Source organism: Streptomyces sp. NPDC043861 (genome assembly GCF_056435905.1).
In genome coordinates this window covers 113,603-126,387 of sequence record NZ_JBWKDP010000019.1, presented here as the reverse complement: position 1 = coordinate 126,387, position 12,785 = coordinate 113,603, and the positions used below count along the sequence as shown (strand labels likewise).

General features: G+C 69.4%; 13 protein-coding genes. 7 read left to right on the top strand and 6 right to left on the bottom strand.

Features of this window, described 5'->3' with window-relative positions:
* Window positions 1–172 precede the first annotated feature (172 nt).
* Window positions 173–1,390, top strand: coding sequence for an ABC transporter ATP-binding protein (locus AC068D_RS32825; protein WP_478826771.1), 1,218 nt, complete (start codon window positions 173–175; stop codon window positions 1,388–1,390).
* Window positions 1,391–1,429: 39 nt separating this feature from the next.
* On the opposite strand, the gene AC068D_RS32820 is transcribed toward AC068D_RS32825, so the two are convergent.
* Entirely contained in the window at window positions 1,430–2,542 is a 1,113-nt protein-coding gene (locus AC068D_RS32820) for an alpha/beta hydrolase (RefSeq protein WP_478826770.1), read from the bottom strand.
* A gap of 159 nt (window positions 2,543–2,701) precedes the next feature.
* On the opposite strand from AC068D_RS32820, the gene AC068D_RS32815 reads away from it, so the two are divergent.
* From AC068D_RS32815 to AC068D_RS32790, 6 genes are all read left to right on the top strand, one after another.
* Window positions 2,702–4,537, top strand: a complete 1,836-nt coding sequence (locus AC068D_RS32815; protein WP_478826769.1) for a phosphatidylglycerol lysyltransferase domain-containing protein — start codon at window positions 2,702–2,704, stop codon at window positions 4,535–4,537.
* Between the two features lie 60 nt (window positions 4,538–4,597).
* Complete coding sequence (gene folP / locus AC068D_RS32810) at window positions 4,598–5,476, top strand: dihydropteroate synthase (RefSeq protein WP_478826768.1); 879 nt, start codon at window positions 4,598–4,600, stop codon at window positions 5,474–5,476.
* Window positions 5,473–5,934, top strand: coding sequence for a nuclear transport factor 2 family protein (locus tag AC068D_RS32805; protein WP_478826767.1), 462 nt, complete (start codon window positions 5,473–5,475; stop codon window positions 5,932–5,934). The genes folP and AC068D_RS32805 overlap by 4 nt, the downstream gene beginning before the upstream one ends.
* 192 nt (window positions 5,935–6,126) lie before the next feature.
* On the top strand, window positions 6,127–6,486 hold the full coding sequence (folB, locus tag AC068D_RS32800) for a dihydroneopterin aldolase (RefSeq protein WP_478826766.1): 360 nt from the start codon (window positions 6,127–6,129) through the stop codon (window positions 6,484–6,486).
* Complete coding sequence (gene folK, locus AC068D_RS32795; RefSeq protein ID WP_478826765.1) at window positions 6,483–7,070, top strand: 2-amino-4-hydroxy-6-hydroxymethyldihydropteridine diphosphokinase; 588 nt, start codon at window positions 6,483–6,485, stop codon at window positions 7,068–7,070. Before folB ends, folK begins: the two co-directional genes overlap by 4 nt.
* 41 nt (window positions 7,071–7,111) lie before the next feature.
* The gene (locus AC068D_RS32790) at window positions 7,112–7,597 is read left to right on the top strand and encodes a DUF3180 domain-containing protein (RefSeq protein WP_478826764.1); all 486 of its coding nucleotides are present in this window, start codon (window positions 7,112–7,114) and stop codon (window positions 7,595–7,597) included.
* Here AC068D_RS32790 and AC068D_RS32785 read toward each other — a convergent pair.
* From AC068D_RS32785 to tilS, 5 genes are all read right to left on the bottom strand, one after another.
* Window positions 7,530–8,027, bottom strand: coding sequence for an aldo/keto reductase (locus tag AC068D_RS32785; protein WP_478826763.1), 498 nt, complete (start codon window positions 8,025–8,027; stop codon window positions 7,530–7,532). The two genes, AC068D_RS32790 and AC068D_RS32785, sit on opposite strands and share 68 nt — an antisense overlap.
* A gap of 58 nt (window positions 8,028–8,085) precedes the next feature.
* A complete protein-coding gene (gene folE, locus AC068D_RS32780) occupies window positions 8,086–8,691 on the bottom strand; it encodes a GTP cyclohydrolase I FolE (RefSeq protein ID WP_478826762.1) in 606 nt (201 codons plus the stop codon).
* Window positions 8,692–8,812: 121 nt separating this feature from the next.
* Window positions 8,813–10,846 (bottom strand): ATP-dependent zinc metalloprotease FtsH, encoded by a 2,034-nt coding sequence (ftsH, locus tag AC068D_RS32775; protein WP_478826761.1) that lies wholly within the window; start codon window positions 10,844–10,846, stop codon window positions 8,813–8,815.
* A gap of 170 nt (window positions 10,847–11,016) precedes the next feature.
* Complete coding sequence (gene hpt / locus AC068D_RS32770) at window positions 11,017–11,556, bottom strand: hypoxanthine phosphoribosyltransferase (RefSeq protein WP_478826833.1); 540 nt, start codon at window positions 11,554–11,556, stop codon at window positions 11,017–11,019.
* A gap of 93 nt (window positions 11,557–11,649) precedes the next feature.
* Window positions 11,650–12,690 carry a tRNA lysidine(34) synthetase TilS gene (gene tilS / locus AC068D_RS32765; RefSeq protein WP_478826760.1) on the bottom strand — a complete coding sequence of 347 codons (1,041 nt, stop codon included), beginning with the start codon at window positions 12,688–12,690 and terminating at the stop codon, window positions 11,650–11,652.
* Window positions 12,691–12,785 lie beyond the last annotated feature (95 nt).

The following is a 12,785-nucleotide window of genomic DNA, read 5'->3' as shown; positions in this document are numbered from 1 at the left end:
GGCAGAACCGCAGCTGCGGAACTCCACGGCTTCGGAACCCACAGCTTCGGAGCTGCGGAACTCCGTCCGGAAACCGACCCTAACCCCCACCACTGACAACCACCGAGGAGCTTCGCGTTCCGGCAACACGGCCTTCACACTTGGCCGTCCCCCACCCGCCACAATGGAGGCCATGATCCGATTCGAGCATGTCACCAAGCGCTATCCGGACGGCACCACCGCCGTCGACGACCTCTCCTTCGAGGTTGCCGAGGGCGAACTGGTCACGCTCGTCGGACCCTCTGGCTGTGGCAAGACGACCACGATGAAAATGGTCAACCGGCTGATCGAGCCCAGCAGCGGCCGGATATTCCTCGACGGCGACGACATATCCACCACCGACCCGGTCGAGCTGCGCCGCCGTATCGGCTACGTCATCCAGCAGGTCGGGCTGTTCCCCCACAAGACCGTGCTGCAGAACACGGCAACCGTTCCCCATCTGCTGGGCTGGAAGCGGGGAATGGCCCGCACCCGGGCCGCCGAGCTTCTCGACCTGGTCGGCCTGGACCCGAAGAAGTACGGCGACCGCTACCCCGACCAGCTCTCCGGCGGGCAGCGGCAGCGGGTCGGCGTGGCCAGGGCGCTGGCGGCCGATCCGCCGGTCCTGCTGATGGACGAGCCGTTCGGCGCGGTCGACCCGGTCGTCCGTGAGCACCTCCAGAGCGAGTTCCTCAGGCTCCAGGCGGCCGTCCGCAAGACCGTCCTGTTCGTCACCCACGACATCGAGGAGGCCGTCCGCCTCGGTGACCGCATCGCCGTCTACGGGCAGGGCAGGATCGAGCAATTCGACACCCCGGCGACCGTGCTGGGCGCGCCCGCGACCGCGTATGTCGCGGATTTCGTCGGCGCGGACCGCGGGCTGAAGCGACTGTCCGTGACCCCCGTCGAGGAGGGGGACCTCGAACAGCCGCCGGTCGTCGGGCTCGACGACGCGCTGCCACGGGAGCTCGGGGCCCCATGGGCCGTCGTCCTGGACGGGGCGGACGGTCCGTACGGCTGGATCACCGCCGAACGGGCGGCGGGCGCCACGGGATCCGTACGTGACCATGCGCGCCCCATGGAGGCCCGGCTGCCGGTCGGTGCCTCGCTCAAGCAGGCGCTCGCAACGATGCTGCAGCACGACGCGGGCTGGATCGCGGTCACCGACCGGGCGGAGACGGGACGTTTCCTCGGTGTGCTGACCCCGGCACAGTTGCACCAGGCACTGCGCCGCTCCATCGACGCCGACGCACAGGACGTCCCTCGCACCGAGGCAGAGCTGAAGACCACGAGCGCGGAGAAGACCGCAGGCGCGGAAAAGACCGCAGGTGCGGAAAAGGCGGCAGGCGCGGAGAAGACCGGGCCGCGCTGAGGGAGTCCCGACGCCGGCCGTGCCGGGCGCCGGAGCGCGTCACGACGCGCTCAGCCGCCCGCCCATCCACACGAGCGCGGGCGGAACCTCACGGCGCCAGGTGTTGAAGTTGTGCCCGCCGCTGTTGAGCGTGATGGAGGAGACACGGGCCGGCGCCTTCACCTTCTTGATGAACTCGCGTGTGGCCTTCAGATTTCCCTCGCCCTGCTCCGACGTCGTGACCAGGAACGAGGACGCGCCCTGGGGGCGGTGGTCCAGGCTCCACAGCAGATTCGCCCGCTGCCGCTCGGTCTTGCTGCCCTGGAAGAGATCACCGGTCGTCGGATCCTCGGCGGCCTTGTAGTAGGCGGACAGTCCCGCGCCCACCGCGAACTGCTGCGGATGGTGCAATGCGATCTTCAGCGCGCAGTAACCCCCCGTGGAGTTCCCCATGAACCCCCAGTTGCGCGCCTTGTTGCCCACGCGATACGTCTCCGAGACCGCGGCCGGCAGGTCCTTGGCGAAGAACGTCTCGGTCTGCGGCCCGCCCGGGACGTCGACGCACTCGGTGTCCCGGGGCGGTGCCACCGTCGGACGCAGCATCACCAGGATCATCGGCTGCATCTTCCCGTCTGCGGCCTGCTGGTACGCCGTTCTCGGATACTTGAGACCCTTGATCAGGTTCTCCGCCGTGCCCGGGTAGCCGGTGAGGACGACCGTTGCAGGGAAGGTCCTCTTCGCGTACGCCGGCTGGAAGTACTCCGGCGGCAGATACACGTAGGCCGGACTGTCGATCCCCGACTTCTCACCCGCGATCACGATCTTCTGGATCTGACCGCCGACCGACGGGCGGGAGCCGTGCGGCACGTCCAGCCTCTCCTTGCCGATCACCTTGATGTGCTTGCTGCTCGCCGAGTGGTCCACGACGACGCCCATCTCCTGTTCCTGGCCGAAGAGGTCGGCCCAGGACCCGTAGAACAGGAACGACTTGTTGGCGGCGAGCCCGACCGAGGCGAACAGTGCCAGCTGGGTCGCGAGCAGGAGCCCCACCCGGCCGAGGACAGCGCGCCAGCTGCGGCGGGACAGCCGCGGCCACAGCCAGATCGTCGTGGCGAAGAGAGCCACGGCGGCCAGTACGGCCAGCGCCAGAACCTTGTTACTGGTGAGACCCATGGGACGATCGTGCTTCTTCCGTGAGAGGCGAACCTGAGAATTTCCTGATGACGGATGAACCCGCTACCCGGAAGTGTCGTCCTAGAGAGCGCAAATTGTCCGCGCCGACTGTTCTACGGCGAGGGGCTTCACGATCTCTCTCGGAGCTACGGGAAAGCGATGTCTGTCACGGTAGATGGGGATAAGTCGGGGTTGGTTCCGGTTCGGGTGCGCCGGATCCTCAGCGGGCCGCGCGCCGAATCCGTACCCGCACTGGTGGGGACGGCCTGCGCCTTCATCGGCCTGATCGACATCGCGGCCGGGGTGTTCCCGCGGTTCAGGCACAGTCGGATGCACGCCTTCGCCGAAGTACTGCCGGGCGCCCTGGGCCCGTTCGCCGCCGCGCTCTCGCTGAGCGCGGGCGTCCTCCTGCTGCTTCTGGCGCACGGTCTCAAGCGGAACAAGCGGCGCGCCTGGCGGGCCGCAGTGGTCCTGCTGCCGGCTGGGGCAGTCGCCCAGTTCCTGTACCGCAACTCCGTCATCGGGGTACTGCTGTCGCTCGCGCTGTTCACGCTTCTGCTCCGCCACCGCGGACAGTTCGCGGCGCTGCCCGACCCGCACAGCCGCTGGCGCGCACTCGCCAACTTCGTTCTGATGGGCGCCGGTTCGATCGGCCTCGGCCTGGTCATCGTCAGCGCCCACCCCAACAAGGTCATCGGCAACCCCGGGCTCAGCGACCGCCTCGAGCACGTCCTGGTCGGCCTCTTCGGCCTGGAGGGCCCGGTCGGCTACGACGGCGGTGTCGACTGGACCGTCGGCTACTCGCTGGGCGCGCTCGGCCTGCTCACCGCCATCACCACGATCTGCCTCGCCTTCCGGCCCGAGCAGCCGGCCGCCCGGCTCACCGAGGACGACGAGGCCCGACTGCGCGAACTGCTCGTCAAGCACGGCGGGCGTGACTCCCTCGGCCACTTCGCACTCCGCCGCGACAAGGGCGTCGTCTTCTCCCCCAGTGGCAAGGCCGCCGTCTGCTACCGCGTCGTCTCCGGAGTGATGCTCGCCAGCGGCGACCCGATCGGCGACGTGGAGGCCTGGCCCGGTGCGATCGAGCGCTTCATGGACGAGGCCAAGGCCCACTCCTGGACCCCTGCCGTGATGGGCTGCTCCGAGACCGGCGGCGAGGTGTGGACCCGGGAGACCGGCCTGGACGCCCTCGAACTCGGTGACGAGGCGGTGGTGGACGTCGCGGATTTCTCGCTGACCGGGCGTGCCATGCGCAACGTGCGCCAGATGGTGAAGCGGATCGAGCGCAACGGCTACGAGACGCGCGTACGCCGCGTCCGTGACCTGTCCGACGGCGAACTGGAGCGGATACGCCGCGCGGCCGGGGACTGGCGCGGTACGGAGACCGAGCGCGGCTTCTCCATGGCGCTCGGCCGGATCGGCGACCCCTCGGACGGCGACAGTGTGATCGCGACCGCCCACAAGGAGGACCCGGACTCCCCCTACGGCGACCTCAAGGCCGTCCTCCACTTCGTTCCCTGGGGCCCGGACGGCATGTCCCTGGACCTGATGCGCCGCGACCGCTCGGCCGACCCCGGAATGAACGAACTGCTGATCGTGGCCGCCCTGCAGGCTTCGCCGAAGCTCGGCATCGAGCGGGTCTCCCTCAACTTCGCGATGTTCCGCTCGGCGCTCGCGCGCGGCGAGAAGCTGGGTGCCGGCCCTGTCCTTCGCACCTGGCGCGGGCTGCTGGTCTTCCTCTCCCGCTGGTTCCAGATCGAGTCGCTGTACAAGTTCAACGCCAAGTTCCGCCCCCGCTGGGAGCCTCGGTTCGTGGTCTTCCGCAACACCCGCGATCTGCCGCGGATCGGCTTCGCCGCGATGCAGGCGGAGGGCTTCGTGACCCTCACGATGCCCCGCCCGTTCCGCCGCCGGAAGGCCCGCCCCGCCCGCCCCTGCGCGCACATCCGCCCCGCTCCGGCCGCCGCCGAGCGGGAAGTCCACGCAGCGTAGGACGGGTCCGGTGCCGGAGGACCGGCGTGGGACCCGTGCGTCCGGGCCTAGTCTGGACGCATGAGTACCTTGCGCGGACGGGGCACGGCCACGGGCCTGCCGGAGTGGGACCGCTGTGCGGTCATGGGAGTCGTCAATGTGACACCGGACTCCTTCTCCGACGGCGGCCGCTGGTTCGACACCACGGCCGCGGTCAAGCGCGGTCTCGACCTGGCAGCCGAGGGCGCCGACCTGATCGATGTCGGCGGTGAGTCCACCAGGCCGGGAGCCACCCGGGTCGACGAGGACGAGGAGCTGCGGCGCGTCGTCCCCGTCGTACGGGGACTGGCTGCCGAGGGCGTCACCGTCTCGGTCGACACCATGCGCGCCTCCGTCGCGGCGCAGGCGGTCTCGGCGGGCGCGGTGCTGGTCAACGACGTCTCCGGCGGCCTCGCCGACCCGGAGATGGTCCCTGCCGTCGCCGCCGCCGAGGTGCCTTTCGTGGTCATGCACTGGCGCGGCTTCAGCGCGGACATGAACAGCCGGGCGGTCTACGGGGACGTCGTCGCCGAGGTCGTCGGCGAGCTGCGCGAGCGTATGGAGGCCGTGGTCGGCGGCGGTGTCGCCGCCGAACGGATCGTGATCGACCCGGGCCTCGGATTCGCCAAGCAGGCCGAGCACGACCTCGCACTGGTCGCGCATCTCGCCGAGCTGCGCGCGCTGGGCCGCCCCGTTCTGGTCGCGGCGTCCCGCAAACGGTTCCTCGGCCATGTCCTGGCCGCCGGCGCCACAACCCCGCCGCCCGCCCGTGAACGGGACGCCGCCACCGCCGCCGTCTCGGCGATCGCCGCCCATGAGGGCGCCTGGGCGGTCCGGGTCCACGAGGTGCGGGCGACGGCGGACGCCGTGAGGGTCGCGCGCGCCGTAGAAGGAGCCGGACGCAACGAGGGAGCCCGGTGACCGCTCGTACGGACGTCGAACGGGTCGAGGAGGCCAACACCGCCTTCTACGAGGCGATGGAACGCGGCGACTTCGAGGAGATCTCCGCGCTGTGGCTGGACGGCGACGGGGGCGACGACATCTCGTGCGTGCACCCGGGGTGGCCGGTGCTGTCCGGGCGCGGTGAGGTACTGCGCTCGTACGCCCTGATCATGGCGAACACCGAGTACATCCAGTTCTTCCTCACCGATGTGCGGGTGAGTGTGGCCGGGGACACCGCCGTGGTGACCTGTACCGAGAACATCCTGAGCGGCGGGCCGGCCGAGGAGGCGGGTGAGCTGGGACCGCTCGTCGGGCAGCTGGTGGTGGCCACGAATGTGTTCCGTCGCACACCGGGCGGATGGAGGATCTGGTCACACCACGGTTCACCCGTTTTGGCCGAATCGGAGGACGAACAGGACGACGAGTCCCCCACCTGAGTGGGTAAGCGCCCTGGTGGAAGGTTGATTTCCGGCCGGGCGGGGTAGGCGCCGCTACCAGCCACCGTCGGCTCCTCCCGCAGCCCCGTGGGCGGGCCCTGTCGGTGCCCGCAGGTAGATTCGATTCGTGCACTGCTGCCGCCCGCACGCGGCGCCGTGCGCGCAAGACCTACGACAGCAGGAGTGATTCGCGTGGATCGTGTCGCGCTGCGCGGCCTCAGGGCCCGCGGGCACCATGGCGTCTTCCCCCGGGAGCGCGAGGAGGGGCAGACCTTCATCGTGGACCTGGTGCTCGGCCTGGACACCCGCCCGGCGGCGGCCGACGACGACCTGGCGAAGACCGTGCACTACGGAGTGGTGGCGGAGGAGGTCGTCGACGTCGTCCAGGGCGAGCCCGTCGATCTGATCGAGACGCTCGCGGAGCGCATCGCCCAGCAGTGCCTCAAGCACGCGGGCGTCCAGGAGGTCGAGGTGGTCGTGCACAAGCCCGACGCCCCGATCACCGTCCCGTTCGACGACGTCACCGTCACGATCACCCGGAGCCGAACATGAGCGATCCCACCGTGCAGCCGGTGCCCGCAGCGGTCGTCGAACAGGTCGACGCGGCGGACATCACTCTGTCCAACCCGAAATGGGCCGTCATCGCCCTGGGCTCCAACCTGGGCAACAGGCTGGAGACGCTCCAGGGCACGGTGGACGCGCTGGAGGACACTCCGGGCGTGCGGGTGAAGGCGGTTTCGCCGGTGTACGAGACGGAGCCCTGGGGCGTGGAGCCGGGCTCGCAGCCGGCGTACTTCAACGCGGTGGTCGTGGTGAAGACCACACTGCCGCCCAGCTCGCTGCTGGAGCGCGGACAGGCGATCGAGGAGGCGTACGACCGGGTGCGCGAGGAGCGCTGGGGGCCGCGCACCATCGACGTGGACATCGTGGCGTACGCCGATGTGATCTCCGACGACCCGGTCCTCACGCTGCCGCACCCCCGGGCCCATGAGCGGGCCTTCGTGCTCGCCCCATGGCACGACGTCGAGCCGGCGGCCCAGCTGCCGGGGCGCGGCACGGTCGCGGAGCTGCTGGCCGGTGTGGGCCGGGAGGGTGTCCTGGTACGCGCCGACCTGGAACTCCGTCTCCCCGAGTAGTCGTTAGGCTCTTCAGGGTCGCCGACACGAAGGACACACGGGTGAAGCAACTACGGCTCCGGGTACTGGCCGGGCTCTTCGTGGTGGCCGGAGTGCTGTCGTGGGGCGGTGCGCGCCTCTGGGACTCGTTCGGCACGTTGCCGAGCGTGCCGCTGGCCGCGCCGATCGTCCTCGCGGCGATCGCGGCGGTCCTCACCGCGACCGCGTTGTCGTTGCGGGCCCGCCTTCGCGCGCAGCGCGAGCGACGCCTCGGTGCAAAAGGCGTGGAACCGCTGATGGCGGCCCGCGCGGTCGTCTTCGGCCAGGCAAGCGCGCTCGTCGCCGCGCTCGTCAGCGGTATGTACGCCGGTGTGGGCGTCTTCCTCCTCGGCTCCCTGGACGTCCCGGCCCGCCGCGACCAGGCGATCTACGCGGCGTTCTCCGTTCTGGCAGGCGTCGCGGTGATCGCCGCCGCCCTCTTCATGGAGCGGGTCTGCAAGCTTCCCGAGGACGAGGACGACGGCAGGGGCCAGGTCCCGACGGCATGACATGGCGCGAGCGGGTCCGTTCCCCCGCCCGCGGCGCTGCCTGCTGCCTGCTGCCTGCTGCCTGCTGCCTGCTGCCTGCTGCCTGGAGCAACGTCCCGCCCTGCACATCCGCCGCCTCCAGGATGGCCGCCAGCCGCGTCCTGACGTCGTCCGGCAGGGAGACACGAGCCCCGAGAGGTGCGATGGCGACCTCGTCCCGCCTGGCCCGCAGGGCCCTGCCGACGAGGCGTTCATTGTGGCCACCGGGTCCGTAGCCGTCCGATGTGTCGAAGAAGGTCGCGCCCGCGTCCGCCGCGGCCAGCAGCGCGCGCTCGCCGCGGGCGTCGTCGATCTCCCCGTACACACCGGGCGACAGCACCATCGCACCGAAACCGAGCGCAGACACCTCGAGACCGCCGAGTCTGCGTCCGGGCAGCAGCTGTTGGCTCATGTACGGGATGCTTGCACAACGGGGACGCTCTGCCCCGGCGTTGAGGCCCGTGCGCCGGTCAGCGAGCCATGATCAGGCTCATCGCCTCATTGCGCGTGGCGACATCCCTCAGCTGGCCCCGCACCGCCGACGTGATCGTCTTCGCGCCGGGTTTGCGGATGCCCCGCATCGACATGCACATGTGCTCGCACTCGATCACGACGATCACACCGCGCGGCTCCAGGATCTTCATCAGCGAGTCCGCGATCTGCGTGGTCAGCCGCTCCTGCACCTGCGGGCGGCGGCCGAAGACGTCCACGAGGCGGGCCAGCTTGGACAGGCCGGTGATCTTGCCGGTGGTCGACGGGATGTAGCCGACATGGGCGACACCGCGGAACGGCACCAGATGGTGCTCGCAGCAGCTGACCACCTCGATGTCCTTCACCAGGATCATCTCGTCATGGCCCAGGTCGAAAGTGGTCGTCAGCACGTCCTCCGGCTGCTGCCACAGCCCGGCGAATATCTCCTTGTACGCCCTGGCCACGCGCGCAGGCGTCTCCCGCAGTCCCTCACGGTCCGGGTCCTCGCCGACCGCGATGAGCAGTTCACGCACGGCGTTCTCGGCGCGCTTCTCGTCGAACTCGCCGATCTTCCCCTCGCCGTCCAGCGTCACCGGGTCGGTCATATGTGTGCCTCGTTCCTGTGATCCGCCGCGGCGCAGAAAACGGCCGCACCTCCCAGGCTAGAACCTGGGAGGTGCGGCGTTCATTCCGGGTTTCGGATCAGTAGACCCGAAAACTTCCTGGTCAGGCCTCCGGGCGCTCCTCGGCCACCGGGTCGGCTGTCGACTTGGTGACATCCGTCACCGTGCTGCTCGAAGATCCGGCACCGTTTGCCGCACCGTTCGTCAGTGCCAGCTCCTTCGGGGAGAGCACCGGCGGACGTGTCGACGGCGTACGCCGCGAGGAGCCGGTCCACGCCGGGCGGGCCGGGCGCTTCACGATCGGCGCGAAGATCTCGGCGATCTCCTCCTTGCCGAGGGTCTCCTTCTCCAGCAGCGCGAGGACCAGGTTGTCGAGGACGTCGCGGTTCTCGACGAGGATCTCCCAGGCCTCGTTGTGCGCAGTCTCGATGAGCTTCTTGACCTCTTCGTCGACCAGCGCAGCGACCTCTTCCGAGTAGTCGCGCTGGTGCGCCATCTCACGGCCGAGGAACGGCTCCGTGTTGTCGCCGCCGAACTTGATCGCGCCGAGCCGCTCGGTCATGCCGTACTGCGTGACCATGGCCCGTGCCGTGGTCGTGGCCTTCTCGATGTCGTTCGCCGCACCCGTGGTGGGGTCGTGGAAGACGAGCTCCTCGGCCGCACGGCCACCCAGCATGTACGCCAGCTGGTCGAGCATTTCGTTGCGCGTGGTCGAGTACTTGTCCTCTTCCGGGAGCACCATCGTGTAACCCAGGGCCCGGCCGCGGGACAGAATCGTGATCTTGTGGACCGGGTCCGAGTTCGGCGAGGCCGCCGCGACGAGGGCGTGACCGCCCTCGTGGTACGCGGTGATCTTCTTCTCCTTGTCGGACATGATCCGGGTCCGCTTCTGCGGGCCCGCCACGACACGGTCGATCGCCTCGTCCAGCATCTGGTTGTCGATCAGCTTCCTGTCGCTGCGGGCCGTGAGCAGCGCGGCCTCGTTCAGGACGTTCGACAGATCGGCACCGGTGAAGCCGGGCGTACGGCGGGAGACGGCGGAGAGGTCGACGTCCGGGGCGACAGGCTTGCCCTTCTGATGGACCTTGAGGATCTCCAGACGGCCCTGCATGTCCGGGCGGTCGACGGCGATCTGCCGGTCGAAGCGGCCCGGGCGCAGCAGCGCGGGGTCGAGGATGTCCGGCCGGTTCGTGGCGGCGATCAGGATGACGCCGCCCTTCACGTCGAATCCGTCCATCTCGACGAGGAGCTGGTTCAGGGTCTGCTCGCGCTCGTCGTGGCCGCCGCCGAGACCCGCGCCGCGGTGCCGGCCGACGGCGTCGATCTCGTCGACGAAGACGATCGCCGGGGCGTTCGCCTTGGCCTGCTCGAAGAGATCGCGGACCCGCGAGGCACCGACGCCGACGAACATCTCGACGAAGTCGGAGCCGGAGATCGAGTAGAACGGGACACCGGCCTCGCCCGCGACGGCGCGTGCAAGCAGCGTCTTTCCTGTACCGGGCGGGCCGTACAGCAGCACACCCTTGGGGATCTTGGCGCCGACGGCCTGGAACTTCGCCGGCTCCTGCAGGAACTCCTTGATCTCGTGGAGCTCCTCGACGGCCTCGTCGGACCCGGCCACATCGGCGAAGGTCGTCTTCGGCGTGTCCTTGGTGATGAGCTTGGCCTTGGACTTCCCGAAGTTCATGACCCGGGAGCCGCCGCCCTGCATCTGATTCATCAGGAACAGGAAGACGACCACGATCAGCACGAAGGGCAGCAGCGAGAGGAGCACCGAGAGGAACGGGCTCTGCCGCTCGGGCGAGACCGTGTACCCCTTCGGGATCTCACCGGCGTCGTACTTCTGCTGCAAGGTCTGGGCCAGCGCGACGCCCTGGTCGCCGATGTAGCTCGCCTGGACCTTGTCGCTGTCGTCGACCTTCTGGTCCTTCTTCAGCTCGATCTTGATGATCTGCTCATCGCCGGTGGTCAGCTTGGCTTGCTCGACCTGGTTCTTGTTGATGGCCTGGACAACCTTGGCGGTGTCCACCGTCTTGTAGCCGCCCGACGAGCCGACGACCTGCATCAGCACGACCACGGCGAGGACGGCCAGCACGATCCACATGACCGGCCCACGGAAGTATCGCTTCACGTCCATCCATACGGAGCGGTGTCGCTCCGTCCCTCCTGCCCGTAGGTAAATGCTGCTATGAGACTCAACTGAAAAGACTGTTCTTCGGACGGTACCCCAGCATTGTCACCCGTGACCGCCTTCCCATGCTCCAACGGTGGGAAGGCGGTACGGGTTCCCGTGCTCCGGCGTCGTCGTCAGCCGCCGTAGACGTGCGGAGCGAGGGTGCCCACGAACGGGAGGTTGCGGTACTTCTCGGCGTAGTCCAGGCCGTACCCGACGACGAACTCGTTCGGGATGTCGAAGCCGATCCATTTCACTTCGATGGCGACCTTGGCCGCGTCCGGCTTCCGCAGCAGCGTGCAGACCTCGAGCGAGGCCGGCTCGCGCGAGCCCAGGTTCGACAGCAGCCAGGACAGGGTCAGTCCGGAGTCGATGATGTCCTCGACGATCAGGACGTGCTTGCCCTTGATGTCGGTGTCCAGGTCCTTGAGGATACGGACCACACCGGAGGACTGGGTGCCCGCGCCGTACGAGGAAACGGCCATCCAGTCCATCGTGACGGGGGTGGACAGCGCACGCGCCAGGTCCGCCATGACCATCACGGCGCCCTTGAGGACTCCGACGATGAGCAGGTCCTTGCCCGCGTACTCCGCATCGATCTTCGCGGCCAGCTCGGCCAGCTTCGCGTCGATCTCTTCCTTGGTAATGAGGACCGATTTGAGATCGGCGCCCATGTCCTTCTCGTTCACCCGCGTCGCTTTCTGTCGCTGCCCTTGCCGTTTCGGCGCATCGCCGAGGGCGTGTCGGCCCGCCCGCCCGCTGCCGGCTCAGCCTTGCCGAATAACCAGTCTGCCACCCTGCCGACGGACCTCGACGCGGCCCGGCAGGTTGATGGCCCCCTGCCCACGCCATCCGGTGATCAGCCGCTCGACCTCTTCGACATGCCGAGCGAACAGAGAACCGGCAGGTGAACCGGCTGCGACAAGGGCCCGGCGGAGCACCCGGCGGCGCACCGCGGGCGGCAGTCCGTACAGCTTCGCGCATTCGAGCAGTCCGGCTTCGTCCCGCACGGACGGGTCCACGTCGGCGGCCCAGGCATCCAGCGCGTCGGCGTCGTCCCGGGACAGCTGCGCGGTACGGGCCAGGGCCTCGACGACGCCCTTGCCGAGTGCCTTCTCGAGGGCGGGCAGACCCTCGTGGCGCAGCCGGGAGCGGGTGTAGGCGGGATCGGCGTTCATCGGGTCGTCCCAGACGGGCAGCTGCTGCACGAGGCACGCCTTGCGGGCGGTCTGCCGGTCGAGCTTGAGGAAGGGGCGGCGGTAGCGGCCGGAGGGGGACACGGCCGCCATGCCGGAGAGCGAGCGGATGCCGGAGCCGCGGGCGAGACCGAGCAGGACCGTCTCTGCCTGGTCGTCGCGGGTGTGGCCGAGGAGCACGGCAGCAGCGCCGAGGCGCTCCGCGGCCTCGTCCAGGGCTGCGTACCGGGCGTCGCGGGCAGCGGCTTCCGGCCCGCCTTCGCGGCCGACGGTGACGGCCACGGCCTCGACCGGGTCGAGGTTCATGGCGGTGAGGCGGGCGGCGACCTCGGCGGCGCGGAGGCCGGAGCCGGACTGGAGGCCGTGGTCGACGGTGATCCCGCCGGCGCGCACGGACAGCTTCGGCGCCTCGAAGGCGAGGGCGGAGGCGAGCGCCATCGAGTCGGCCCCGCCGGAGCATGCGACAAGGACGAGGGGCGGCTCGGCCGTCGCGAGCCGCCCGGCCCTGCCGACGGCGGCGGTGCGCGGGAGTTCGCTCAGTTCGTTGAGTACGTCGTGGAGTACGCGGCGGACCGCCAGGCGTATCGCCGCGACCGCAGGATGGGGACCCATGTCCGGTGCCCTTCGTGATGTTGGGGGGTGCCTCGATCGGAGAGTCGGAACGGGAGGTTCGGTCACTCAGAGTGCGTCGATGGTGACAGAACCGG

Coding starts and splice junctions, on each gene's coding strand:
- AC068D_RS32785 (WP_478826763.1), bottom strand. CDS start 8,027: ATGAGCCAACAGCTGCTGCCCGGACGCAGACTCGGCGGTCTCGAGGTG.
- hpt (WP_478826833.1), bottom strand. CDS start 11,556: ATGGGCGCCGATCTCAAATCGGTCCTCATTACCAAGGAAGAGATCGAC.
- tilS (WP_478826760.1), bottom strand. CDS start 12,690: ATGGGTCCCCATCCTGCGGTCGCGGCGATACGCCTGGCGGTCCGCCGC.
- AC068D_RS32825 (WP_478826771.1), top strand. CDS start 173: ATGATCCGATTCGAGCATGTCACCAAGCGCTATCCGGACGGCACCACC.
- AC068D_RS32820 (WP_478826770.1), bottom strand. CDS start 2,542: ATGGGTCTCACCAGTAACAAGGTTCTGGCGCTGGCCGTACTGGCCGCC.
- ftsH (WP_478826761.1), bottom strand. CDS start 10,846: ATGGACGTGAAGCGATACTTCCGTGGGCCGGTCATGTGGATCGTGCTG.
- folK (WP_478826765.1), top strand. CDS start 6,483: ATGAGCGATCCCACCGTGCAGCCGGTGCCCGCAGCGGTCGTCGAACAG.
- AC068D_RS32815 (WP_478826769.1), top strand. CDS start 2,702: ATGTCTGTCACGGTAGATGGGGATAAGTCGGGGTTGGTTCCGGTTCGG.
- folP (WP_478826768.1), top strand. CDS start 4,598: ATGAGTACCTTGCGCGGACGGGGCACGGCCACGGGCCTGCCGGAGTGG.
- folE (WP_478826762.1), bottom strand. CDS start 8,691: ATGACCGACCCGGTGACGCTGGACGGCGAGGGGAAGATCGGCGAGTTC.